Here is a 26,113-nt window from a genome sequence, read left to right as displayed (position 1 = left end):
AACAGGGGAATGGTCGCTTGTCTGGAACGCGGAACGCCGTCCCGTGACATGGACGAGCGCCGATGGGAAAACCGTGGTCACCAGTGCTTACGATTCCATGGGGCGCCGCTGCCGCCGCCAGGTGCGTGTCAACGGCACGCTGACGCGGGACGAACGCTACCTGTACCGGGGCTACCTGCGCATCGCCACGCTCGACGCATTGAATGGAGATGCCCTGTTGCATGCGATTCTGTGGGATCCGTCGGAACCGGAGGCCACGCGCCCGCTGGGTCTGACGACGTCCGATGGAACACACTACAGCTATGGTCACGATTTCACGAAAAACGTGACGGAAATGCTCGACGAAACGGGAAGACTCGTGGCAAGCTACGAGTATGACCCTTATGGTCGCACGGTCATCGAAAGCGGTTCTTGTGCCCACGCAAATCCGCTAGGTTTTTCCAGCGAAATAACCGACCGTGAAACAGGTACCATGTACTATAATTACCGAGACTACAACCCCACCGACGGCCGCTGGCTCACCCGCGACCCCATCGGGGAGCAGGGAGGACGTAATTTGTACGGGTTTGTCGGAAATAGTGTTAATATTTATATAGATTATATGGGATTAGATATAATACAAGATTTAATTAATCTATTTCCAGATAGAAAACATGACGGTAAGTGTTGTTCAATAAAAACAAAAACAACCATTAAATTAGTCATGGCTGGCATGAATAAAAATGAGGCAGAAATCTATACGAATGCTAAAACAATTATGAGATTTAATAAAGCAGGTAAAATATATCCAGTTGCAGAAAAAGCATTTGCAGGCGTTAGTAAATCTATAACATCAGCTTCCTCTATAATTGCATATGCATTTTATTATAGAGTTTTTGTTGTTTGCGACTGTCAATCAAAATGGTTTGGAAACGATGGTACTAATGTATATGGGGTAGTTTTAGGTCCTGAAAATTTTGGTCTACAAATTAATGATACAACGAATGGATTTAATGAAAACAATCCATTTCCTCCCATAAGTGTATTACAAAATAAATTCACCGAAAAATATAATGAGTATGTTGCAAAGGCAATAAGTTGGTGTGAGGGTATTTGTAGTAAGAAATAAAATATATTTAACTATCATTTCCCATATACATATCATGTACATGGGAAATGATATAATATTTGAAATGAAAAAAATAAAATTAACAGCACAAAAGATAGTATTGTATGGAATAATTATAATTCAATTTATTATTATTGCGAATTTATTTGGTAAGAATTTCGAGATGGAAGAAAATCTTAAAAATAGGGAATTCGTATTTTACTCATTGCTATCTAAACATAGGAATCTAAATAAGTGTACATTGCATGAATATTCAAAAATCCCACAATATGATAAAAACAAATATGAAGAAATTGCAAAATCGTATGCATTTCTTATATTTGTAGGAATGAGCTATGACTATTCTGAGATTTATGATACAGGCATAGGGGCGGAAATATTTTATATAAAAAGATTGTATAAAGATAAGATTATAACAGATAAGGATTTAAATGATCCATTTTGCTTGAGAAATTCATTCTCCGACAACAAGGATTTTATGACCTTTCATTTTTCTATTAATCCTCTTGTAATAAAAGATTTGGAATCATATAATGAATTCACAATATGGCTTAGAAAGACAATTATGGGTAATGGAGATATAGACTTTAATATTAAAGTAGAGGAAAATATATTTGAAAAAAATTATAATATTTTCTCAGATTTTTGTGAGAGTATTTATGATATGATATCTGGATTTTATGAAAAATTAACTTTAATATAAATATATTGTTTGTTTTTCATTTATTTTTTCAGGAGTTTCTCTTCTTGTTTTTAATCAATATCGGCGAGTCTTCCGAAGAAAATTAATAAATATCTAATGATGAGTTTGGAAGTGTTGTTAATGATATGTCAAAAGACCATATATTCTGTTATAAAAATAGTATCTCTAGGTAAGCCATTGCCTAGAAGAAATCCGTCAAACGAATAAGCAATAATTTTAGATTGAAATTCTCCCTATACGGTTGAAAAAATACTATCCATTGAATCTTGTGAAAGATGAATCTGCAAGAAGAATACTAATTGAAGCGGGAGCCGACCCAAATATAATGCGGTATTCAGAAATAGAAAGCAGGGAAGAAATAGAATTCATGGTGAACCATGGTCTTAAAATCAATGAACCGAATTCGCATGGAGAATACCCATTGATGAATAGAAACATTGAAATTATAAAATGGCTTTTAACCCATGGAGCAAATCCCAATGTTAGCTATCGTGATGGTGATACGCTCTTGCATGCTGTGTGCGGGGAATCTAGAGGAGTTGGGCCGGTTAATGATGAATTAATAGATTGGGGATATCCAATAGTAAAAGCATTACTGGAACATGGTGCTGACGTAAATGCAAAAGATAGGGAAGGAAGAACAGCAATAACTTTGCTGGGTCCGGAAAGGAATTATGATAAAATACGTAATTTATTGATTAAATATGGAGCCCGCAAAGATGATATAGATCGATTTGGCTATAGACCCTCAGCAATAAATTAGGGAATATACTAAATTATAAAATAGCAGGGATGCTTTCTTAAGACATCCCTGCTATTGTAGTGTAGTATTATGCAAGTATATTTCAGGGTGCATCATTGTATAAATATAGTTGTCTCTGCCAGGTGCCTACCAACGGAATACTGACGCGGGACGAACACTACCTGTACCGGGGCTACCTGCGCATCGCAACGCTCCACGCATTGAATGGAGATGCCCTGGTGCATGCGATTCTGTGGGATCCGTCGGAACCGGAGGCCACGCGTCCGCTGGGTCTGACGACCTCCGATGGAACACACTACAGCTATGGTCACGATTTCACGAAAAACGTGACGGAAATGCTCGACGAAACGGGAAGACTCGTGGCAAGCTACGAGTATGACCCCTATGGTCGCACGATCATCGAAAGCGGTTCTTGTGCCCACGCAAATCCGCTAGGTTTTTCCAGCGAAATAACCGACCGTGAAACAGGTACCATGTACTATAATTACCGAGACTACAACCCCACTGACGGTCGCTGGCTCACCCGCGATCCTATCGGAGAACAGGGAGGACGTAATTTGTACGGGTTTTCACGTGGAAATTCAGTGATGTACACAGATTGTCTCGGGCTTGTATGGTGGGGACAACAATCTCCTCCTCCTCCAGGTCAAAGTGTGTTATCGTATAAAGATATTTATTATAAAGCTGATAAATGTGGACATTTTCGTTGGGATATTCAATGGGAAGTTTCTAATGGAGAAGAAAGTGGTGTTGTTTATCAAGATGTTGTAATGATTACAAGATTGATTGTGTGTGAATCGGGAGAAAAAAGAGGCGAGAATGGCCGCCATCAAGAAAGTTGGAATATGAAAGGATCAATGAGAGATACTTGGTCTTTGGTTAATATCAATGAAAGAGTTGAGACTAAAACAAAAGGAACTGCTGTATTTATGGCAAAAGCATATTATACATCAACTAAACCAAGTCCTTCTTATACTCCGAATTATTATTTTTATGGAATAAAAATTGAACCGCTCTGTAAAAATGGTATTTGTCAAGCTAACAACCAACATGATATACCAGGTGAAAATCCCATTTATTTGATCAATCCACCAATTGTGCAATCAAATATAATTGAAAGGAAACTGACTGTTACTTGGGATTGTTGCTGCCGTGATTCGAAAACAAAACTAAAAAAAGAATGAATTTTCATACAGCACATACAGAAAATTTAAGCCAAAACAAGATGTTATAAATTTTCAAAATTCTGTATTTTAACATGTTTCCACAAGCATAATGGTTTATTTTATGCTTGTGGAAATAATCAGAATAAACAAAACACAAAATGAATCTATGATAAAAAAATCATCCAAATATGGAATATTATTATTAATAATTATTAATAATTTTTCCTGTTCGTCAACTGTTGAAATTTCAGAGGATGATATTCTTGGTTTATGGTTCAAAGATGGCAGTATTCAAGAGAAATTTGATATAGAAGAATATAACATGACTGAAGTACTATATAGTCATGGACGAGAGGGCGGTTCTGATAGTGTTCAAGGAATTATTGAACGAGCACGAAAACTCGAAAAGGGGATGCCTGAAGAGAAGGTACGATCAATTCTAAAGCCTGTTTTTGTAGGGCGTCGTCTTCCTGGGCTTACTTCTAAGTCTGCTTACAGAGAACGTAGACCTTATGTCTATTATTTCAATGATACGGAAAATGACTCATTTTTCTTACGCGGAATGTCGAGTCCTCTAAGGAATTCAGATCAAATACGAGTTGATATGTTTATTCCATATATTATGTCAGATTACGATAGAAAACATAAATATACCTTAGGAGAAGTACCAGATGATTTATTTTTGACAGTTAGAGTATATCCAGATAAATATGATAGAGATACGTGGATATACTATTATATTGATGTCAAAAATGGACGTCTTAAACCCAAATTCATGGAGCAAGAGCAACACCAAACTGCCAAGAAAACGCCTCAATAGGAACTCTGAAATTTCATAGGGCAACGCGTAAGCGTGATGGAGGTCTTTCCAGCGAAATAACCGACCGTGAAACAGGCACCATGTACTACAATTACCGAGACACAACCCCACTGACGGCCGCTGACTCACCCGCGACACGATCGGAGAAAATGGTGGACGTTATTTGTACGTGTTTGTCGAGAATATGCCTGTTTCTATTATAGATTTATTAGGAAAATATGAATATTATAATACACTGAAAGATGTATTTTTAGAAGGATCTAAATGGTTGTAGAAGCAATGGAATTGAATTACCAACAAAGACATGATTGTAAGAAACAAGCAAGAAAGTGTGAATTTATTTCTTGCGCTTGCAAACATGATTGTAAATATTATGTGACAACTCCAATAACAATGCATGAGAATTTAAATATATCGACTCGAGTAGTCAGAAAGGGAAGAAGTTAAGGGTTTAATTCATAGTCATCCTGATAAAGATTCATCCTTTAGTGATGCTGATAGAATGATAGCTAAGAAAGGATATATGTTTTATACTTCAGAATAAAATAGTACCACCTAAGACGATTGCAGCATGTGCTGTAAGAGACAAAGTGGTGACGTCTCAATGAGATTATATGATCCTAAAACCGGTGATACACATTTTTTAATAAAATATGAAAATAATTAAATTATTGTTTATTCCTTTGATTTTTTCTTCAATTAATGCGGAAGATTCACTTGGGAAATTAACACGGGAATGTGCCTGGTCTCGCTATAACGAACTTACTGTCGATATGAAGCGTATGATAAATGGACAGACAACATATATTCCCTATAAGATGGATACCGATGCTTACATGTTATATGACATGTTAAAAGAAATCCCGAAATATGAAACATTATATCTGAACGTTTATGAAGAATTTGGTGAATGCAACATAGTAACAACGAATAAATCCAGTATATGTTTGACGCATTTTTCCAGAAAGAATGTTGAAGATGAAAATTGTGATCCATTCAGAGAATATGATATATCGGAAATATATAAAATTGAAAAATACAGAATCGAAATTCCTGAGTATTTATCAAATCGCTTCTTCGAAATCATGGAGAAATACAAAAAGATGGAATCAGGTCAAGATCCCATGGGACAGAGCAGGCGCGATTTACTGTATGATGTTATTGGGGATCATTCTCTTGGTCCATTTATATATTTCGGAATGGATAACACAGTGTTTGGATTTACATTTAGTAAATCTATTCTAGAAGAAAATTCAATTGCATTATCTATCAATACTTTTTTCGAAGACGTTTATTTATTTTTAAACTGCGAAGAGTATAGAAACGAAAAATGGAAAGAATCATTTATAAAAGAATTTGATTTAAAAACAAAACAAATTCTAGAAAATAACTTTAAATGATGCCTCGGAAAAGGGTTATGCACGGGTGTCTTTCCTCCGATATCGTGTGTCCGTTCCGATACAGATAGTGATGTGTCGTTCTTTTATGTGACACATACGGATAAAAATCCCCCGGAACCATTGGCTGGCATCCGGGGGATTGGAGGGATAAAGGGTGTATTTTTCCTTGGCCTTCCCGCGTTTTAGTTCGGGGAGCGCATGGGCATGAGAACGTAGAGGAATTCCCCGCCGGAACGGAGGACTCCAGGACTCATTTCGTCGATGAGGTAAAGACTGATGGTGTCTTCCGACATCGTTTTGAGAGGGGCCATCAGGAAGTCCGGATTGAAGGAGATGGACATTTGGCGACCCTTGTAATCGATTGTGAGGCATTCATGGGCTTCCCCGATACCTTCGGCCAGCGAGGTAACTTCCAATTCGTCCGTCGAGAAGGTGAGTTTGACGTTGTTGCTCTTGTCTGCAGAGAGCAGGGAGACACGGCGGACGGTTTCCAGGAGTTCGGAACAGGGCAGTTCGATGCGTTCCTTGTAGTCGGAAGGAATGACCTGGCGGAAGTTCGGATAGTTGCCGTCGATGAGTTTGCTGATCAACAGAGTGTCATTAATCTCGAAGGCTGCCTGGTTATGCGTGAAACGGATTTTGACTTCGCCGACATCGTTGAGCAGGCGGCGGAGTTCGCCGACGGCCTTGGTGGGCAGGATGGATTCCGTCTGCTGGGATTCCGGGAAGTCCAGTTCATTTTCCACCATGGCGAGGCGGCGGCCATCCGTGGCGACAAGAGTCATCTTACCGTCCTTGAAGGACATGGAGATGCCGTTGAGTACATAACGTGTGGTGTCGGTGGAGATGGCGTATTCCGTGCGGCGGATACCTTCGCGCAGGATGTTTTGTTCCACGGTGAATTCCACCGCGTCTTCAAAGGAGGGGAGGTTTGGGAACTCGTCGGCGGGAAGGCCGTTGAGTTTGAATTGGGAGCGGCTGCATTCCACGGAGGCCTGGTTCTTCGTGTTGACATCTACCTGGACTTCCGCGGCGGGAAGTTCGCGGATAATGCTCAGGAGCTTTTTGGCCGGCAGGGTGACGGCGCCTTCGCGCAGGATATTGGCTGGAACGACACCCGTGATGCAGACGTCCAGGTCGGTGGCGGTAAAGCGCACCTGGCCGTTTTCCGTTTGCATCAGGACGTTGGACAGGATGGGAAGAGTGGTCCTGGAGGAAACCACGCTTACGACTTGGTTGAGTCCGTCAAGGAAGACGTCTTTGGCTATGCTGAATTTCATGGGGCGAGTCTTTCTTTCTTTCGAATCCGGATTTTGCCATGGCCCACTCGCTTCATCAAGGAAAAAACTCCTTGGAATCGAACATTTTGCACGATTTTTAAAAAGTCATACAATATATTGTATTCAAGGGTTTTTCTTTCTATATTTTGAGGAGTGTTTTCGCGTGGGCTCTGGCAACGTTTCCGCCTCCGCCGAGCATCCGGACGAGCTCGGAGACGCGTTCGTCGCCGGCGACTTCCCTGAGACGGGAGATCGACCTGTTTTTGACGACGGCTTTTTCGACGAGGAAATGGCTGGCGGCGAGGCCGGCCACTTGAGGGAAGTGGGTGATGGAAATGACTTGGTGTTTTTTCCCGAGATCGCGCATTTTGAGTCCAACGGCACGGGCGATTTCTCCGCCGACATTGGAGTCGATTTCATCGAATACGAGCAATGGGGTGGAGTCGCGGTCCGCCAGAGCGCTTTTAATGGCGAGCATGATGCGTGCGAGTTCTCCGCTGGAGGCAATGACGCGCAGCGGTTTGGCCGGCTCTCCGGGGTTGGGGCCGAAGAGGAATTCCGCGTCTTCCGTGCCATGCGGGCCCGGTTCCTGGCGTTCGGGGAGTTCGATTTGGACGACGGCCTGCCGGAAGCCGAGCTCGCGGAGGTTGCGCGCGATGTCGGCGGCGAGCCTGGGGGCTGCCTTTTTGCGGTCGAGGCGAAGTTTGACGGCGGCCCGGTCAACTTGTTTTTTGAGTTCGTTTACGGTTTCCCGAAGGATTTCGAGGCGTTCGGAGCGGTGTTCGATGCGGTCGAGGCGGGCCAGGGACTGTTCGAGGTGGGCGGTGATGCCGTCGAAGGAGTTGCCGTACTTGCGTTTCAGGTTTTCCAGAAGCCCGATGCGTTCTTCCAAAGCAATCATTTCGGCGGGATCGCAGGAAAGATTGCCTGCGTAGTTGTCGAGGTTGGCTTCCAGTTCCCGGATTTCGACATCGATGAGGTTGAGGGAGGCGAGCCAGGATTCCGTTGAGGGGTCGAGTCGTTCCAGATCGTGCCCGGCTTTGACGAGTTCATGAAACTGTGTGAGAAGCGAGGATTCGTTTCCACCGAGGAGGAGGGCCATGCGAGCCGAGGCATCGCGGAGTTTGGAGGCGTTGCGTGCACGCTGCCAGCGTTCTTCGAGGGTTTCCACTTCTTCGGCAGTGAACGCGGCATCTTCGATTTCCTGAATCTGGTGGCGGAGGAGTTCGATTTCGAGTTCGGTGGCTTCCTCGGCGCGGGAAAGTTCCTGGTAGTCGCGGATGGCTTTCTGCCATTCCTGCCATACGTGTTCGTAAGCGGCGAGGGAGTCCGTGTGTTCTCCATAGGCATCAAGGAGGGAGAGTTGCCTTTCCCGTGAGATGAGGGAACGGTTGTCGTTGGGACCGTGCATGTCGACGAGCTGTTCGCCGACTTCCTTCAGGAAAGCTGTCGTGCTGGGGCTGTCGTTGATGAACTGGCGTGTGGCCGAGGGGGAAAGTATGCGCCGGACCGTGAGTACGCCGTCCTCGCAGGCGGGCAGGCCGCATTGCTCCAGCAGGGCATGAACGGGGGAATCCGCCTGGAGATTGAAGAGGGCCTCTACCGTGCAGGACTGTTCTCCGGTGCGGATCATCGATTTATCGGCGCGTTCACCTAGGACGAGGCGGATGGCTCCGATGAGGACGGATTTGCCGGCGCCGGTTTCCCCGGTGATGCACGAGAATCCTTCACCAGGCTCCCAAAGGAGCTGGTCGACGAGGGCCAAATTCTGGATTTTGAGGAAGGTGAGCATTACGGGCTTTTGATCCGGGTGGTATTATGGCATGTTCTACGCGAAACGCAATCCATGACATCAGGACTTCAACTTCTATTTCTCGGTACGGGTACTTCAACTGGAGTTCCTTTAATTGGATGTCAATGCCGGATTTGTCGGTCGAGTGATGGGCGGAACAAGAGACTCCGTTCTTCCATTTTGCTTGATTGTGCGGATACGAGAATTCTTGTCGATTCTACACCGGATCTGCGCCAGCAGGCACTACGTGAAAATATTTCCTCGATCGATGCTGTCATATACACGCATTGTCACTTGGATCACGTAGCCGGATTTGACGATTTACGAGCCTTCTGTTGGTGCCGGGAAGAACGTTTACCCTTGTACGCATCGCCAGAGACTTTGCAAGTACTTCAGACCATGTACCCTTGGGCCTTTTCTCCGGACAATACCTATCAGGGATATGTCCGTCCTGATGCGCGTCCGGTTCAAAGGGAATTCCGCATAGGCTCTATCAGCGTGATCCCCGTACCGGTGTTACATGGTAATGTTCAAACAAACGGATATGTCTTCCAGTACTCCGGGAAGCGTGTTGGTTACATCTGCGACGTCAAATCCATTCCTGCAAGTTCCATGGAACTATTGAAAGATCTTGATGTTTTGATTCTGGATTGCCTGAAAAGATTGGATCACCCAACACATTTGTCGCTGGAGGAAAATCTGGAGATTATGAACCAGGTACAGCCAAAATCCGGATATTTGACCCATATCTCACACGATTTTGATTATGAGGAACTCTCCGGGCAGCTTTCTCCTCACGTCATGCCTGCCTATGACGGCATGAAAATTGAGATTTATTGATTGGTGACGAACGAAACAGCGTGATTTTCAATCAGAATTGTGACTGTTTACAAAGAAAAAAACAAGGGAAGGAGATCAGGATTTTTTGGTGATGAGGATTTCTCCTCCGCTTTCGGAACAAGCTTCGAATTCGTGGACGGTACCTGAAGGTGTATAGTCAAGTATGTAGGTTCATTTAAAATCCTTGAGGAGGCACCGCGCATAATCAAACCATTGTTCTGGAGCGAACAAGTTACGATCTAGTACGAATTGCTGGAAATCCTCCCTGAAAAAGCATTTAGAGGAACTGTTTTGATCGTTTTTTCCCAGGCAGCGCGGGCAAGTTTGTCTTCCCTGATGAGGGCTAGCGAGGCTTCACGGTAAGACTGGGCAACATTGTTATCATCAGTGAAAAACAGCTTCCATCAAATCGCGAGGGATGGGATCGTTACCATCGAAGAAGATATATTCCTTCATATCTCTAACTCCAATCGGGCCACCGAAACAACCCTTCCACTTGCCGTGTTCCATGCGGAAAGCATAAGCACAGTACTCCGGTTGGCCAATACCGTAGGCCGGGATGCCTCGGGTGGCACAGGCAATGGATCCCATAATGGAAAGTTTACCGCAAATACCACCCCATTCGACGCCTTGCTAGGCCAATCCCATTTCTGTACCGCATGGAATGAAGAACATGGGGTTGTGAATACTTTCACCTAAATCTGAAAAATTTTATAACTAGCTAACCAACAGGAATTCCCATATTGATCCCAGGAAATATTGATGTTATCTAAATACTGAAAGGAAGTGCTATCAATTGGGTAAACGGCACTAAAGCGAATTTTCCAAGGATGGGGGCTTTATAAAATTGGAATGGAGTTCTTTTTATGGAACTTTTTGGTTCAGTTGTCAAGAAAAAGCCTTAGAGTCTGAGAAATCCATACTCAAAAATGGTCATAGGCATGTTAAAGTACTATGAGCGTTTGTAAATCTGAATGAGTAAAGACTCTGATCAGGATTTTTTAGTGATGATAATTTTTCCTGCTCCATGTTCAGAACCGCGCGATTCAAATTCGAGAACGATGTTCGAAGGAGTTTTACTGGTCAATGTCAGTTCGAAGGTATATCCTTCCTTGTTATCTTTGATAGAGGCTAGAGTTTGTTTACCCGATTTGAATGCCAGATTACGGAAACGAGTTTTGCTGTCCAGCTGTTCAAATTTAATTTCATAAGTTCCTGCTCCCTTAATGGCACTACCAACTTTGACAAAGGTGAGAGTCCAGTCGGGACGAATGTCTATGTCGAACCAGCGCAGAGAGGGGAGATAGATAGGCTGTGTGTAGAAATTGTATAAACGGAGACAGTCTTGGCCAAATCTGGTTTTCAGATTCATATTTGCGGTTTGTTTAAGATACTGTAATGCTTTGTCACGGTTCCCTTCCGCTTGGGCGATACGCCATTTGGCAATAGAAGCATGTTGTCTCTGATCCTTGGTCAATCCAGGGGACTGGAGGAGTTTGTCGACCAAAGCGTAGGCTTCCTTATACTTCTTTTCTTTGAGCAAAGGATTGATTTCTCTACTGAGGAATCCAGAGGAATTAAAGGTAAAACGGAGATAGTATCCTTTCTTGTCTTCTGGATCTTCCTTTTTCAGACGGTCGAGGATCGCGTTGTAAGGACGGTAGGCCAAGGCGTAAGAAGGCATTAGTTCCAGTCCCTTGGCAAGCAGTTCGGCCGCTTGAGGACCTTTTATTTTAGCGGCTTGTGCCCAATACTGGTCACGTTTTTCAAGTGACTGGACGGCTTTTTGCAATGCAGCCCCTGCTTGAGCAATTTGCTGAGGGGTCAATTTTTGCATTAGAAAAACGCCTCGCCCTTCAGTATCGACAATCTGCAGTCCGGGGAAGAACCAGACTTTGAGGGGAGGAGAAGGAAGGTCCTTGGCAGCTCGTTCTTCTTCTTCCGTCATGTTCGATTTGTCGTCCTTGATAGCCCAGATGACTTTGTCGTCCAGAGAAGAACCTTCAACGAGTTTCTGGTAGGCTTTCCGGATTTCCGGGGAATTGGGCATCCAGTCGGAACCGTCCGAGAGGACGATGATGGATTTCTTTTCCGTTTTTGCTTTTTCGAAAGCTTCCAGATAGGGAAGGATATCGGTAGCACTTGCGATACAGGTCAGAAGAAAAGCGGCGATAACTTGAGTTAAGAGATTGATTTTCACAGATTGAATCCTTGGTTATAAGTCATTAAGCGTTTTTTTTGAAGACGAGGATGTTGCGCAGCATCAAGTAGGTCTTGTCCGGGTTAGTAGATTCAACTTTGATCCAGCGGGTATCCGGAGCATCCGGAGTTTCGATTTTCCATTGGTAGGGCATATCGTTTGTCGCGGCGACTTCAAACCAAGTGGCACCGTCTGTGGAACGACTGACTTTAATGTTTTTCATGACCTCCTGATTATTGCGAGCTTTGACGATGAGAACGCCTGACATTTTGATGGAAGCGGGAAGTTCGATTACGATGTGTGGGTTATCTTCTTCGTTTGTACAGAAAAATCCGGCTTCTTCCGTTAAAACATTCGCGTGTTCGCAGGGCCTGTCTCTTCTCCGGTTACTGGAAGAAGGAATGGTAAATCCACCTTTAGAAGCCAAAGTGCCGGGCGGGCAATCTAATTGCTTCGAAGAGGGGCCACTTTCCTGTTTACGGAATGGAGCGGCGTATTTGTTCAGCATGAGGAAGGCTTCCTTAGAACGGGCTTTTTCTGCACCTGCAATGGCTTGTCCATAGGCATTTCCTAAGGCTTTTTCATCTGTTTTGTGAGTTTCTCCTTGGACAGTAGATTCTCCCGTGCCGGGGCCGGCGGTAACGGCTTCTTTAAAAGCATAATTGAAAATTTCACTCATACCCTGTTCAACGAGATTTTTCACCCCCCAGTTTAACATGGAACCAAAGAGGGCTCCGTCTCCCGTATAGAAATATTCTTTCAAAGCGAGAGAGAAAAGTTTTCCGTTGGCAACCGGATCGTTGAGGAAATTTGCTTCCGCATCAAAAATCCAGGTAGGATCGATAGACCAAGCCATTGGCGTGGTAGCTAGGATTTTATGAACATCCGCGAAATAGTCCAACTTAGCTTGAGTGTTTTGTTCTGCTAGGAATTGGGGTTCTACAGATTTCAGAATTTCCATGGCGGCAAAACCGTGTCCTTTGAAACTCTTGAGAAGGGACCGGGCATAGTCAAACCACTGTTGCTGGGTGAACAGGTTACGGTCCTGAACGAACTGCTGGAAATCCTGTCTGAAAAAGGCATTCAGGGGAGCTGTCTTGATTGCTTTTTCCCAGGCGATATGGGCGAATTTATCTTCACCCATGGCTGTTAATACGCGAGCCAGCGAGGCTTCGCGGTAAGACTGGACAACATTGTTGTCATCTGCGAAAACGGCTTCCATCAATTCGCGTGAGATTGGGTCATTTCCTTCGAAGAAAATGTATTCCTTCATGCCCCCCAGAGGGCCACCAAATCCTCCCTGCCACTTGCCGCGTTCCAAACGGAAACCGTAGGCACAATGCCCAGGTTGGCCAACGGCATAAGCTGGGATGCCGCGGGCGGCGCAGGCGATAACCGCCATAGTGGAAAGAGCACCGCAAACGCCACCTTGTTCAACTGTTTTTTGAGCGGCTCCGATTTCACTGCTGCAGGGAGCATAGAATAAAAGACCATTGTGAATACTATCCCCGAAGTCGGACCCACCCTTGTAATTGGCAAACCAGCAAGCACCCGTGTATTGATTCCAGGGTATATAGATGTTGTCTTGGCAATATTGGAAAGAGACATCGTCAATAGCATGAGCTACGATGAAACGGATTTCCCAAGGCTGGAGCTTCATGAAGTTGGGGTGAAGCTTGTTGTTCTTGTAGGATGTTTTGAAGAAATTATACCGCCAAACAGGATTGGTTTTTTTGCCTTTCGCAGGATGGTGTTCTGACAATTGGAGCCTTGTGTGGTTTCGGCCGGCACCCCAGGAAGAAGCAATGCCCGTTGCCAAGGGAAGGTATTGTCTGAAATCCTTTGATTGGCCGTCTGCATTCCAGATATCTCCCAGAACTCGCAGCCCTACTTCTGTATCGGTAGGCACGAGGCCTGCCCGCAGGTAGAGCTGCATCCATTCGGGATCCTGCAAGAAAGTGGACAGGAATCGTGCGTATTTCTTGTTCTTGGCGAAAAGCGCATCCATGTGTTCCGCTCCGGTGATGCGGATCAATTCAGCGGCTGTTACCAGATGCATGAGTTTTTCATCAGAAAGAATAGATTCCACGCATTTGTTTGTGACGGCTTTTCGGATAACTTCCTGGAGTGATTGTTCAAGGGCTTTGAATTGCCCCTGTTGTAGTAGAAATTTGTTTTGAGAAAAAGAGAGCAGATCTTTGGTCTGGTTTTCCGCAATTCCATTCAAAGGAAAGGAAAGAGATATTGCCAGTGTAATGATAGTTAATTCCTTCATAATTTATGTAATTCAATGATTATTTTGGAAATGTGGCCTTTCTGTTAAGGTGCAGTTTGTTGGACAAAAGCCTTCACAGAATTAATTTTGTCGAGTAAATTTTGGATTTTTGCCGAAGATAGCTTTGATTTTTCCCATATCGAACTTGGGTGTCCGGTCATACTTGTAGATGCCGTTTTGTTCTTGTTCGACGTCCGTCAACTGGGTGTAGCAATAACCCCAGACATGGTCGGACAATCCCAGAATGCCGTTTACCTGGCCTTCCAGACGGGAATAAAAATCATTCAGATCCTTGGGGGCTTGGCCATATCCCCAGGATTTCTTCTGGTCCTGGGGGGCATCGCTCCACTTGATGCCACCGAATTCGTCGACAAGGTAAGGCATGTTGCCGTCATAGTCCGGGAAAGTATATTGGTCAGCGAACTTCAGGCCGTTGAAGCCGATATTCATCGAGGGGAGGTGGATTTCATGCCTTGCGGGAGAGAAAAATTTATTTCCGTCAAAGAGGGCTTTGGCAAGTTTGGCGGGATCCTGTTCATAGTGATGGACGGTCCAGATATCCGTCTTGATATGCGAACCTCCGCTGGCGTCATGGAATGGGCGCGTCGGGTCAGCAAGTTTGGTGAATTTGTACAGATCTTCTACAAAGCGAGGGTATTGGATGCGATCCGGCCAGAATTCCTCATTCAATGCGGTCCAGACGACGATGGAAGGATGATTGCGGTCGCGTTCGACCACTTCCGTCCATTCCGGGATGAAATTGCGGGCGGTTTCGATATCATTGGCATCCATGCCCCAACTGGGGGATTCTCCCCAAGTGAGGTAACCGAGCTTGTCGGCCCAGTAGTGGAAACGTTCTTCGAAGACTTTTTGATGGAGGCGCGCGCCATTGAATCCGGCGGATTTGGAGAGTTCGATATCCTTTTTGAGGGCTTCGTCGGAAGGGGCTGTCCAGATTCCGTCCGGATAGAATCCCTGGTCAAGCACGAGGCGCTGGTAATAGGGTTTATTGTTCAAATAGATCTTGTTGCCCTCGACATGTATTTTGCGCATGCCGGCGTAGCCTTTCACTTCGTCAACGATCTTGCCCGTTTTGTCGAGGACCTGGTATACGGTGTCGTACAGGAACGGGGATTCGGGACTCCATGTCTTCATGTCCGGGACGGGCAGTACAACTGTGGAGAACGGGCTTGCGGTGACGGTTTGTTCTGCGACGACACGGTCTCCTTCCTTGAGTATGGCCCGGAAAGAACCGCCGCATGTCTTATAAAAGCTGGGACGGACGATAAGTTGTTTCTGGTCGATATCCGGGATGATCTGGACGGATTGCAACCCTTCCGGCGCTACGGGTTCCATCCACACCGTCTGCCAGATTCCCGTTGTGCGCGTGTAATTGCACCCGTAGGAAGAATACTGGAGGGCTTGCTTGCCGGAGCCCTGTTTGGCGCTGCGCAAGTCGCTGGTCGCATAGACGACGAGGTCGTGGGAATCACCCGGTTTGACAAAGGGGGTAATGTCCACGGAGAACGAGGATGAACCTCCGATGTGGCGTCCGGCGAATGTTCCATCGATGAAGACCTCCGCCTTGTAGTAGACGGCGCCGAAATTCAACAGGATTTTTTTTCCGTCCCAGTCCTTCGGGATAGAGACGTGCCTATGATACCACATATTGTTGATGAAGTCCTTGAACTCCACTCCCGACAACTTGCTTTCCGGGCAGAAGGGAACAGTTATTTTCTGGTCGAATCCTTTGGTTTTGAAGAATTCCCGTTCCAGGCCGGATCCGCTGAAATCAAACGTAAACGTCCACTCGCCATTGAGATTGTTCCATGTATTGCGTTCGAACTGCGGCCTTGGATACTCGGCCCGTGGCACGGCTAAAGCAGTTGCTGCCGTGCAGCACAGGGACAGGAAGCAAAGGGAAAGAGTTTTCATCATATGCGAGTTGTACGCGGTTGTTTGTCGGAGCCTTTCACAAAAACGTTCTGTTTTCCGGCATTTACCAGGGGAATTTAATGAAATCTTAGCGGATTCCGGCTTTTCCTTGACTGGTATGACTCTCTTGCATGTGTTATCGAAAAAGCGGAGTAGTTTATGGTATGGCATCGTTTGTGCCGGAATGGGCGCAAGCCCGGCGACGGGGGGGACTTCTCCCGGCGTTTCCATACCTCAATAGGGCTGCCCGGACATTATGAAAGACGATTACAAAAGTACCCCGGACGAATTGCTTGCTTCCATTCAGGAAGCCGAGGCTCGGGACAGGCGCGGCAAGTTAAAAGTGTTTTTCGGGATGGCTCCGGGTGTCGGTAAGACTTATGCCATGCTGGAAGCCGCCTCTGCTGAAAGGGCACGTGGCGTTGATGTGGTCATCGGAATCGTGGAAACGCATGGCAGGAAAGAAACCCAGAATCTACTTGGCGATCTGCCTGTCATTCCGCGTCGTCGTATCGAGTATCGCGGAACGGAACTGGAGGAATTTGATTTGGAAGCTGCTTTGCTTCGTAACCCCTCATTGATCCTGATCGACGAGCTGGCTCATACCAATGCTCCCGGCTGCCGCCATGTCAAGCGCTTTCAGGATGTTGAGGAATTGCTCGGGCACGGTATTGACGTGTATACGACGCTGAATGTCCAGCATTTGGAAAGCAGGGCCGATACCGTCCGTGACATTACGGGAGTGACTGTCCATGAAACCGTCCCGGATTCTGTCCTGACCGGAGCGGATTGCATCCAGCTCGTGGACATCACCCCTTCCCAGCTTCTGACCCGCCTGGAGGAGGGCAAGGTGTATGTTCCCGATCGCGCCACGGCCGCCATGCAGAATTTCTTTCGTGAAAGCAACTTGACGGCTTTGCGGGAACTCGCTCTGCGCATGACCGCCGAGCGAGTGGATCATGAGTTGAAATCCGTGCGCACGGGGATGCAGCGGTCAATGGTCTGGCGTAGCGGTGAGCGCTTGATGGTTGCTGTGGGACCCAGTCCTTTTTCTACCCGGCTGGTGCGTTGGACGCGGCGGATGGCATATGCTCTGGATGCTCCGTGGATAGCAATCTATGTCGATACCGGGGAGGAACTCTCACAGGAAAACCAAGGGAGACTCGACTCCAACCTGGAATTGGCTCGTGGACTGGGAGCCGAAGTCGTCGTCATGCCGGGCAAGGATATTCCGGAGACCCTGTTGAGGATGGCTCATTTGCGTAATGTCAGCCAAATTGTCGTCGGTAAACCGCGGCAGGATCCCTTGTTCGGTTTTTGGCATCGCCCCACATTGGTAGATAAACTTGTTCGAGGAAGCGGTTTGATTGATATTTATGTCGTCCCGGCGGAGCCCAGGACGCGCAGGATGCGCTGGCGCAGCTGGTATCGCCCGGAACCGTCTGACGTCAAAGAGAGCGGTATGGCGTTGGCCGCTGTGCTGTTGATGACACTGATCGGTTGGCTGGCAGCCATACACCTCGGATATTTTGCTCCGGCTTTTTTGTATTTGTGCATGGTTGTCGTACTGGGATTTTTTATTGGTCCGATGCCTATTTTCCTGGCGGCGGCGTTAAGTGCGGTGCTCTGGGACTTATTGTTTATCCCTCCCCACATGACTTTCCGGATCGACCGGGTGGAGGACGTGATGATGTTCATTCTGTTCTTCATCGTCGCGGCAACGACAGGCAGGTTGACTTCGCGTCTTCGTTCCAAGGAACGCATGGAGAGCGAACGCGAAACGCGGACGAATGCCTTGTTTCTTTTCTCCCGTGCTGTTTCAACCGCCCGTAGCATGGATGACATCGTCCAAAGCGCTATCATACAGATCCATCAGATCTTCGGTGCCAAGATGGCTATTTTTACTATTGGTTCCGAGGGAAGACTCGCTTTGAAGTCCGGTGCGGACACCTACAAGGTGGACGGCAAGGAATTCAGCGTAGCGGATTGGTGCTACAAAAACCGCAGAAGCGCGGGGCGTTTTACGGAAACCCTGCCCAGCTCCCGCGGATTCTATATTCCAATGCTCAGCGGGGAGGTCTGCATGGGAGTTCTTGGTATCTTGGCCGACGCGGACGAACACCTCAGTGTCGCTCAGCGGGATTTGATCGAAAACATGGCCTCTCAACTGGCAATGGCGATTGAACGGGAACAATTGCAGGCTATACAGGCACGTGCCCGTCTGATGGAGGAATCGGACAAGTTGCACCGTGCCTTGTTGGACAGCGTTTCTCATGAATTCAAAACTCCATTGGCCGTCATAGAGGGAGTGAGTGAAAAATTGCAGGAGAGCCTTTCTTCCCACTCCTCCGAAGTTTCGGATGAGGCCATCCAGCTTTGTTCCGAAGCGGGAATTGCCGCCCGTCGCCTCCGGCACTTGGTTAGAAACCTTTTGGATGTTACACGTATAGAATCGGGAGCCCTCCTGCCGAAAATGGATTGGTGTGATGTGGGAGACATCCTCGAATGTGCCATGGAAGCAACGGAAGAGGTGCGTCGCGGTCATCCGACCCGTATTCTGGCCTCAGACGAATTACCACTGGTCCGAGCCGACTTTTCTTTGATGGAACAGGCTTTGGTCAATCTCCTGATCAATGCTTGCATCCATACCCCGCCCGGAACGCCAATCGACGTTTCCGCCGGGATCGACAGATCGCGCAGGGAGTTCGTACTGGAGGTCTGTGACGCAGGCCCGGGTATAGACTCACGGATGGCTGAACACATTTTTGATCGGTTTCGGAGTGGACGTCCCGGCGGTCTCGGACTGGGTCTTTCTATCGTCAAGGGTTTCATGGAAGTGCAAAAAGGTATGGTTTCCCTCCATAGTCCCCGTGAGGGAGGTGCGTGTTTCCGTCTATCTCTTCCCTGGGAGGAATTCCCTTCTGAACCTAAATAGACTCCTTTCCCGCATTTCTTTGCCATGAGCGATTACCAGCCTGAAATACTTGTTATTGATGATGAACGCCAGATCCGCCGGCTACTCTTCCTTACGCTGACCGGAGCCGGGTACCGAGTCCGTGAATGCGAGAATGGTACTCTCGGACTGAATGAAATCGCTCTAAAGCGTCCCGACGCTGTCATTCTTGATCTGGGATTGCCCGATATATCCGGGCTGGAAGTCCTTGACCGTCTCAGGGAATGGACTCAAGTACCAATTCTGATTTTGACGGCCTGGGATCAGGAAGAAGACAAAATCAAGGCCCTGGATGCCGGTGCGGATGATTACTTGACTAAACCCTTTGGGAGCGGTGAACTGTTGGCACGGTTGCGGGTAATGCTTCGCCGCGTATCACATGGCCCGGAACCGACGGCATTCAAATTAGGTTCTGTCGTCGTTGATCTTGCCGCACACCGTGTGACGATGAACGGAGAAGAAGTCCACTTGACCCAGAAGGAATACGACATTTTGCGACTTCTTCTCGTTCACCGTGGCAAAGTATTGACTCACAGGCAGATTCTTCGTGAAATCTGGGGTCCCAACCATGAGGAAGACACGCACTACCTGCGGGTCCATTTAGCTCATCTTCGTCAGAAAATCGGAGATACCGATCCTGCCCGCCGCATCATTCGGGCAGAATCCGGATTAGGATACAGAATTGCTGCGGAGTGATGTTATTCCTGTGGGAATAGGGCAGGGGAAAAACGTACGTTTTCTCGATTTGAGTTGAATTCCCGTGCTGGAAATCCTAGATCATGGATTGTTCCAGCAGCATGTGAAAGAGTAGGTGTTGCTCCCTCTTGTGGAGTTATTCTATTTCATTACACGAAAGTTGTTAACGAGAAATCCAACATCTATTTTATCCCATGAAATCCGTCGGGTTATTGATTCTATGTCTGAGCATTTGCATCGGTGTGTCCTCCCATGCGGTAGAGTCTGTCCCATGGGTTGAAAAAAAAGCGTACACAGCCAAGGATGGGCAACTGTTTTCTGTCCGTTGCCTGACTCCTGAGTCGCCTGACTACATCGGGTATTCCGTCTATCCGGAATCGGGTTATGACGGTGAGCAGAACAAAAAGGAGTTTGCCCATGGATTTGATGGATTCCAATGGACTGATAATCCCGTCCGCCCATTTATACGCAAGAGGTTGCAATCGCCATCCCGCCTGATTGAGGAAATGAAAACCTTCCCCAACCAGGACAAGGAGCCGCAGTCGAAAACAGGCCGTTATGTTGTCATGGATTCCGACAGTGCATGCTTCCATATCGCGATGAATATGGCAATGGCCAGCCGGTTTGGGCGTCCTTATTTTTTCCTGGATCGCAAGGAAGATAGACAGCCTGTCCCGTGGAAAGGACCTGAAAATGTGGTTTTTAGCATGGTAACTGCTACGGAAAACCCAGAGGGATGGATTGTGGCTTTGGGCGGCATTCCCAACAAAACGAAGGATGACGGCTACGAGGCCGGAGCATGGATGATTCGCCCGGCGACGGGAGAATGCACACAACTGGATTTGTCGGAATGGAAGATTTCATCGGATGATTTGTCGGGAGCGGAATGGATGGATAACGACAGACTTGTCAATATCGCCTGGTCGCGGTGGAGCAGTCGACTTTCCATTTTGAATCTCAGAACGGGCAAAACGGAATATGAGACCAAGCTGGGGTTGAATGGAACACGGGGAGATAAACTCATTGTCGGAGATGAAATCTGGATGCTTGGGCGAGACGGTGCGTGCAGCAAGGTTTATCCGGCGCCGCAGGAAGATCCCAACGCCGCTTTGGCAGTTTCACTGGAACCGTATGACAGCGGAGATCCATTCGGATATTCCTTCGGGTTACGAGTGACTTTGACTAATAAAAGCGGTTACGATATTGCCTTGCCTGCAACATGGGGGGAAAATGCGGTATTCCGGTATGTCTGGAAAGAGGCAGACAGCAATGAAAAGACGGAACAACTGATGGAATTGGGCTGTGGAATTCAAGGAGTAGATGGCGCACGTGTGCTGAAATCCGGGGAAAGTCTGGAGGCATCATCGATTTATGGACTCAGCGATGTTCGTATTTTTCCACCGGGCGGAGATTTGGAGTTGAGTGTAACTGTGGCTCCGGTCATTAAAAAGGGTGCCCCAGGGAATGGCTTGTGGACAAGTGCTTTGGTGAACATCGGCAACCCCAATGCTGCAACCCAAGGAAATTACGAAAAAGCACTTCAGGAAGGTGCCTCTACCATCAAGTTCCTGAAAATCCCGGATCGTGGTACGGGCTCTATGAGCATCACCACGGCGGATGAAGCCCCGATCACAGCCACCTGGACGGGTACCACAAGTGAGGGAATCAAGGAAATGGCTTTTTCCAATCAGGCCGGGGAGAAACTGTGGGTGCTCAAATCTCCCGCTGGAGCCGATTGGCTCGATTTGGGGCATGGGTATTTTGTCTGTGTTGACGGACGGGCGGATACGAAGTCATCCGTGATGATGCTTGCTCTGCCCGGCAAGCGTGGCGGTAATACTTCCTTGTGGAATGCCATGCTGGAACAAGCCTTTGATTTTTCCGAAGTACCATCCCGCACGCTGGCGGTTTGCAATGTCGGCGGGGATACATTCTGGAAAACGATTCGAGCTTTCCACGACTACCAGAAGAAACATGGAGACACTAGTGCCTTGATGAGCATCTCGGAAGAGGGAGGGAGAATTTTCCTCAATGTTCTCGAACGCGCAAGCGGCGACAAGGTGGCGTCGGAAGACATTCTTGAGTCTGCCTATCACGGTTTCAGAAAGGCCGATCCCATTTGGATCATCTCCGGCACGACAAAGGAGACACAAAATATCCTGTCACAGCCGCAGTTATAACCATTCCGGCGAGAGTTATGCCAAACAGGGGAACCTGACCTTCCCTCGGGCGAATTACGGCGATTCTGCAAGGAAATTAATTTTTTCTTAATGGTAAGAAGGAAGCAGTTAACTACCTGAAATATTTTTTATGGGTATGGTGAAGGCATGTCTTCACATGACTTGTTTATTATCATCCTGTTTTTCGGGATACTGGTCTCTGCCGCCCCCGTTCTGGGGAGCTGGATAGCGAAGGTTCTGACAGGGGAACAAACGATACTTTCCCGTTTGTTAGGTCCGTTGGAACGCGGCATTTATAAAGTGGCGGGTGTTGATCCCGGACAACGGATGGGCTGGAAGGAATATGCCTGGTCCGTGTTCTTGTTCAATATGGCGGGTTTCGGCGTGTTACTCGCCACGCTGCTCGTGCAGGGATGGCTTCCCTTGAATCCGGGGGGGGCTGCCAACATGCGCTGGGATATTGCCGTGAATACGGCCGTCAGCTTCATGACGAATACAAACTGGCAGTTTTATTCCGGAGAAGGCCCAGAGGGAGTCAGCTACCTGTCGCAGATGACGGGGATGTGTGTCCAGAATTTCTTGAGCGCGGCAACCGGTATTGCCGTCATGGCGGCAATGATCCGCGGATTGAAGAGCAGGGAAAGCTCTTCTATCGGTAATTTCTGGTCGGATGTAACCCGTACGACTCTTTATATCCTGTTACCGTTAGCGCTGGTATTGGCTCTTGCCCTGATCTCTCAAGGTGTTCCCCAGTGCCTGGATGGTCCGACTCAGGTTGTAGGATTGAACGGTATTGAACAAAGTATTCCTCATGGTCCCGCTGCCTCGCAGATTGCCATCAAGCATCTCGGGACGAACGGAGGCGGTTTTTTCGGTAATAACAGCTGTCATCCTTTTGAAAACCCGACTCCTCTGTCCAATTTACTCGAAGTAGCCGGTCTCCTTCTCATTTCCTGTGCATGTCCCTATGCGTTTGGCGTTATGATCGGCAATAAAAAACAGGGATGGATCATTTTTGCTGCCATGATGGTGATGTTTATCGGCATGTCTGCGTTATCGTTGTGGGCGGAACATTCTGTCAATCCCATTTATGGACAGGGAGTTTCCATGATGGAAGGCAAAGAGGTTCGATTCGGTATTACCAATAGTTCGCTTTTTTCCGTAGCAACAACGGTAACTTCCACAGGTGCCGTCAACTGCATGCACGACAGCATGTCCCCGATTGCAGGAGGTGTGGCTTTGTTCAATATGTTACTGGGCGAGATTATCTTTGGCGGTGTTGGGTGTGGTTTATACGGCATGCTTCTTTTTGCCATTGTTACCGTATTCCTCTGCGGGTTAATGGTAGGAAGAACGCCTGAGTTCCTTGGCAAAAAGATTGAAGCTCGTGAAGTCCGCTGGGCGATGGTGGGGATTTTGGTGACGGGCGTGACCGTTTTGCTGATGTCCGGGATTGCCGCCGGCGCGGATGTCGGCCGGGCCGGGATCCTGAACCATGGTCCTCACGGCTTGAGCGAAATCCTCTATTGCTTCGGTTCCCAGGCCAATAACAACGGCAGCGCCTTTGCCGGCCTCGGAGTGGGGAGTACTCCGTTTTATAGTCTGTTAGGCGGACTGGCCATGTTCTTGGGGCGCTTCGGAGCGATCATCCCTGTGTTGATTGTTGCAGGAAGCATGGCTGCCAAGAAAGTTGTTCCCCAAGCTATGGGGACGATGCGAACCGACAACGGCCTGTTTCTCGTCCTGTTGATTGCCGTGGTGTTTATTGTTGGGGCTCTGACATTCTTTCCGGCGCTGGCGTTGGGACCGATTCTGGAACACTTGCTTCTCTCAAGCGGAATATCTTTATAATAATCTATCTATCAAAATTTTATTTATATGTCTGACAAACCAAAAAACAGTTCTTGGATGAGTGGGACCATGATGCGTCGCGCTTTGTTTGATGCCCTGTGTAAATTCAACCCAGATATTTTGATCAGGAACCCTGTCATTTTTATAACGGCTCTTGGTGCACTGGCAACGACGGTAGTTCTGATTCGCGAGGCGGTTTCCGGAGAATCCTTCGGATTCACATTGCAAATTACGTTATGGTTGTGGTTTACCGTCCTATTTGCCAACTTTGCCGAAGCTCTGGCAGAGGGGCGCGGACGAGCCCAGGCCGATGCACTGAAAAAGATGCGAACGCACGTTAATGCAAGGCTGCTCAACGGTGTAACGGAGGAGATTGTTCCAGCCGATACATTGAAAAAAGATCAGCGGGTCATTTGTGAAGCCGGAGATACCATTCCGGCGGACGGTGAAGTGATTGAGGGGATTGCCAGTGTGGACGAATCTGCCATTACGGGAGAATCTGCTCCGGTCATCCGTGAAAGCGGAGGTGATCGTAGTGCCGTCACGGGAGGTACTAAAGTCATCAGTGACTCCATTATCATCCGGGTAACGGCGGAGCCTGGTCATTCCTTTCTTGATCGCATGATCTCCATGGTCGAAGGAGCCAATCGTCAGAAAACGCCGAATGAAATTGCCTTGGGCATTTTGCTTGTCGCTTTGAGCTGCGTTTTTATTGTGGTTATTTGTACCTTGCCGGCTATGGCCGGATTAATCGAAAATGAAGCGAAAGCTGCCGGATTCGGAGCATCCGGCAATTTGAGTATTCCCGTACTCGTTTCCCTGTTGATTTGCCTGATTCCGACGACGATAGGCGGGTTGTTGAGTGCCATCGGAATTAGTGGTATTGACCGTCTTGTCCGCCGGAACGTACTGGCAACATCGGGTCGTGCCGTAGAGGCAGCCGGGGACATTGATGTCTTGTTGCTGGACAAAACGGGCACTATTACGCTGGGTAATCGCATGGCGGAGGATTTTATCCCCGCTCCCGGGATTGAACCCGATCATTTGGCCCGGGCTGCTCAATTGGCTTCTCTGGCGGATGAAACGCCTGAAGGCCGCAGCATCGTTGTTCTTGCCAAAAAGAAATTCGGTATTCGGGGACGTGAAGTTGCTTCCCGCCAGACGGAATTCGTTCCATTCACAGCTTTGACCCGCATGAGCGGAGTCAATGTTGCTGCCGGAGAAGGGCAACCAACAATTGCTATCCGAAAGGGAGCGGCGGACAGTATTGATACCTGGGTACGGGAACAAGGCGGGCATTTCCCGGAAGCAGTCAGGTTCCATGTGGAACAAATAGCTGGCTTTGGAGGCACTCCGCTCGTAGTTGCCGAGAATGCAGATGTGCTTGGAGTTGTTTATCTGAAAGATGTGGTCAAGGGCGGAATCAAGGAACGTTTCGCCCACCTCCGCGAAATGGGTATTCGTACAGTCATGGTGACAGGCGATAATCCCCTGACGGCTGCATCGATCGCTGCCGAAGCTGGTGTTGACGATTTTATGGCTGAAGCTACGCCGGAAATGAAACTCCAGCGCATTCGTGACGAACAGGCAGCCGGACATCTTGTTGCCATGACGGGAGATGGTACCAACGATGCTCCCGCTCTGGCCCAGGCTGATGTCGGGGTCACCATGAACACCGGCACACAAGCCGCCCGGGAAGCCGGCAATATGGTGGATTTGGATAGCAATCCGACAAAACTTATTGAAATTGTGGAAATAGGCAAACAGATGCTGATTACACGCGGAGCTTTGACGACGTTTTCATTTGCCAATGACGTGGCCAAATATTTTGCGATTATTCCCGCTATTTTTGCTGGTCTTTACATCACGGTAGGGGGGAAGGAAGGGCCTCTTGCCGGGCTGAATTTGATGGGGCTTGCCTCTCCGGAAAGCGCCATCCTGAGCGCGGTAATTTTTAATGCTTTGATTATTGTGGCTCTGATTCCCCTAGCGTTACGTGGCGTTGGTTACAAACCGGCAACGGCGGACTCCCTGCTTCGTCGTAATATTCTGGTATACGGTGTAGGCGGACTGATCGTTCCATTCATCGGCATTAAAGCGATAGATGTCCTGATCAACGCCATCCACTTGGTCTGATCTTTTCCCTGAAAA

18 protein-coding genes are annotated in these 26,113 nt (G+C 47.7%); 12 read left to right on the top strand and 6 right to left on the bottom strand.

Going from position 1 to position 26,113, the window contains the following annotated elements; all coding sequences use genetic code 11:
• The 6 genes from QET40_RS03975 to QET40_RS03950 form a co-directional block, all read left to right on the top strand.
• Positions 1-1,108 (top strand): RHS repeat-associated core domain-containing protein (locus tag QET40_RS03975; RefSeq protein ID WP_280125888.1); only part of this gene is annotated, 1,108 nt, incomplete at its 5' end.
• A gap of 40 nt (positions 1,109-1,148) precedes the next feature.
• Positions 1,149-1,811 (top strand): hypothetical protein, encoded by a 663-nt coding sequence (locus tag QET40_RS03970; protein WP_280125887.1) that lies wholly within the window; start codon positions 1,149-1,151, stop codon positions 1,809-1,811.
• A 268-nt stretch (positions 1,812-2,079) separates the two neighbouring features.
• Positions 2,080-2,574, top strand: coding sequence for an ankyrin repeat domain-containing protein (locus tag QET40_RS03965; RefSeq protein WP_280125886.1), 495 nt, complete (start codon positions 2,080-2,082; stop codon positions 2,572-2,574).
• 122 nt (positions 2,575-2,696) lie between these two features.
• Complete coding sequence (locus tag QET40_RS03960; protein WP_280125885.1) at positions 2,697-3,758, top strand: RHS repeat-associated core domain-containing protein; 1,062 nt, start codon at positions 2,697-2,699, stop codon at positions 3,756-3,758.
• A 91-nt stretch (positions 3,759-3,849) separates the two neighbouring features.
• Positions 3,850-4,560 (top strand): hypothetical protein, encoded by a 711-nt coding sequence (locus tag QET40_RS03955; RefSeq protein ID WP_280125884.1) that lies wholly within the window; start codon positions 3,850-3,852, stop codon positions 4,558-4,560.
• Positions 4,561-5,213: 653 nt separating this feature from the next.
• Positions 5,214-5,960, top strand: a complete 747-nt coding sequence (locus QET40_RS03950) for a hypothetical protein (RefSeq protein WP_280125883.1) — start codon at positions 5,214-5,216, stop codon at positions 5,958-5,960.
• Between the two features lie 182 nt (positions 5,961-6,142).
• Here the strand turns inward: QET40_RS03950 and dnaN are convergent, their stop codons facing one another.
• Both dnaN and recN read right to left on the bottom strand, forming a co-directional pair.
• The gene (gene dnaN, locus QET40_RS03945) at positions 6,143-7,240 is read right to left on the bottom strand and encodes a DNA polymerase III subunit beta (protein ID WP_280125882.1); all 1,098 of its coding nucleotides are present in this window, start codon (positions 7,238-7,240) and stop codon (positions 6,143-6,145) included.
• A 139-nt stretch (positions 7,241-7,379) separates the two neighbouring features.
• Positions 7,380-9,032, bottom strand: coding sequence for a DNA repair protein RecN (recN, locus tag QET40_RS03940; RefSeq protein ID WP_280125881.1), 1,653 nt, complete (start codon positions 9,030-9,032; stop codon positions 7,380-7,382).
• A 54-nt stretch (positions 9,033-9,086) separates the two neighbouring features.
• Between recN and QET40_RS03935 the strand changes: the two genes are divergently transcribed.
• Entirely contained in the window at positions 9,087-9,872 is a 786-nt protein-coding gene (locus QET40_RS03935) for an MBL fold metallo-hydrolase (protein ID WP_280125880.1), read from the top strand.
• A 384-nt stretch (positions 9,873-10,256) separates the two neighbouring features.
• On the opposite strand, the gene QET40_RS03930 is transcribed toward QET40_RS03935, so the two are convergent.
• The 4 genes from QET40_RS03930 to QET40_RS03915 all read right to left on the bottom strand — a co-directional run bounded on the left by QET40_RS03930 (position 10,257) and on the right by QET40_RS03915 (position 16,282).
• On the bottom strand, positions 10,257-10,463 hold the full coding sequence (locus QET40_RS03930; protein WP_280125879.1) for a hypothetical protein: 207 nt from the start codon (positions 10,461-10,463) through the stop codon (positions 10,257-10,259).
• A 400-nt stretch (positions 10,464-10,863) separates the two neighbouring features.
• Complete coding sequence (locus QET40_RS03925) at positions 10,864-12,072, bottom strand: hypothetical protein (protein ID WP_280125878.1); 1,209 nt, start codon at positions 12,070-12,072, stop codon at positions 10,864-10,866.
• A 25-nt stretch (positions 12,073-12,097) separates the two neighbouring features.
• A complete protein-coding gene (locus QET40_RS03920; protein WP_280125877.1) occupies positions 12,098-14,161 on the bottom strand; it encodes a discoidin domain-containing protein in 2,064 nt (687 codons plus the stop codon).
• Between the two features lie 267 nt (positions 14,162-14,428).
• Positions 14,429-16,282, bottom strand: coding sequence for a sugar-binding domain-containing protein (locus tag QET40_RS03915; RefSeq protein WP_345783052.1), 1,854 nt, complete (start codon positions 16,280-16,282; stop codon positions 14,429-14,431).
• Between the two features lie 256 nt (positions 16,283-16,538).
• On the opposite strand from QET40_RS03915, the gene QET40_RS03910 reads away from it, so the two are divergent.
• The 5 genes from QET40_RS03910 to kdpB all read left to right on the top strand — a co-directional run bounded on the left by QET40_RS03910 (position 16,539) and on the right by kdpB (position 26,098).
• Entirely contained in the window at positions 16,539-19,217 is a 2,679-nt protein-coding gene (locus QET40_RS03910) for a sensor histidine kinase KdpD (RefSeq protein WP_280125875.1), read from the top strand.
• 24 nt (positions 19,218-19,241) lie between these two features.
• Positions 19,242-19,931 (top strand): response regulator, encoded by a 690-nt coding sequence (locus QET40_RS03905; protein ID WP_280125874.1) that lies wholly within the window; start codon positions 19,242-19,244, stop codon positions 19,929-19,931.
• Between the two features lie 194 nt (positions 19,932-20,125).
• Positions 20,126-22,111: a hypothetical protein gene (locus QET40_RS03900; RefSeq protein WP_280125873.1), complete on the top strand. Its 1,986-nt coding sequence runs from the start codon at positions 20,126-20,128 to the stop codon at positions 22,109-22,111.
• 147 nt (positions 22,112-22,258) lie between these two features.
• Positions 22,259-23,962 (top strand): potassium-transporting ATPase subunit KdpA, encoded by a 1,704-nt coding sequence (kdpA, locus tag QET40_RS03895; protein ID WP_280125872.1) that lies wholly within the window; start codon positions 22,259-22,261, stop codon positions 23,960-23,962.
• Positions 23,963-23,989: 27 nt separating this feature from the next.
• Entirely contained in the window at positions 23,990-26,098 is a 2,109-nt protein-coding gene (gene kdpB / locus QET40_RS03890) for a potassium-transporting ATPase subunit KdpB (protein WP_280125871.1), read from the top strand.
• Positions 26,099-26,113 lie beyond the last annotated feature (15 nt).

It is taken from the genome of Akkermansia sp. N21169, from assembly GCF_029854675.1.
Lineage (GTDB): Bacteria > Verrucomicrobiota > Verrucomicrobiia > Verrucomicrobiales > Akkermansiaceae > Akkermansia.
This window is presented reverse-complemented; position numbering and strand designations above follow the sequence as displayed.

Coding starts and splice junctions, on each gene's coding strand:
- QET40_RS03970 (WP_280125887.1), top strand. CDS start 1,149: ATGGGAAATGATATAATATTTGAAATGAAAAAAATAAAATTAACAGCA.
- QET40_RS03955 (WP_280125884.1), top strand. CDS start 3,850: ATGGTTTATTTTATGCTTGTGGAAATAATCAGAATAAACAAAACACAA.
- QET40_RS03950 (WP_280125883.1), top strand. CDS start 5,214: ATGAAAATAATTAAATTATTGTTTATTCCTTTGATTTTTTCTTCAATT.
- dnaN (WP_280125882.1), bottom strand. CDS start 7,240: ATGAAATTCAGCATAGCCAAAGACGTCTTCCTTGACGGACTCAACCAA.
- recN (WP_280125881.1), bottom strand. CDS start 9,032: ATGCTCACCTTCCTCAAAATCCAGAATTTGGCCCTCGTCGACCAGCTC.
- QET40_RS03935 (WP_280125880.1), top strand. CDS start 9,087: ATGACATCAGGACTTCAACTTCTATTTCTCGGTACGGGTACTTCAACT.
- QET40_RS03930 (WP_280125879.1), bottom strand. CDS start 10,463: ATGGGATCCATTGCCTGTGCCACCCGAGGCATCCCGGCCTACGGTATT.
- QET40_RS03915 (WP_345783052.1), bottom strand. CDS start 16,282: ATGAAAACTCTTTCCCTTTGCTTCCTGTCCCTGTGCTGCACGGCAGCA.
- QET40_RS03910 (WP_280125875.1), top strand. CDS start 16,539: ATGAAAGACGATTACAAAAGTACCCCGGACGAATTGCTTGCTTCCATT.
- QET40_RS03905 (WP_280125874.1), top strand. CDS start 19,242: ATGAGCGATTACCAGCCTGAAATACTTGTTATTGATGATGAACGCCAG.
- QET40_RS03900 (WP_280125873.1), top strand. CDS start 20,126: ATGAAATCCGTCGGGTTATTGATTCTATGTCTGAGCATTTGCATCGGT.
- kdpA (WP_280125872.1), top strand. CDS start 22,259: ATGTCTTCACATGACTTGTTTATTATCATCCTGTTTTTCGGGATACTG.
- kdpB (WP_280125871.1), top strand. CDS start 23,990: ATGTCTGACAAACCAAAAAACAGTTCTTGGATGAGTGGGACCATGATG.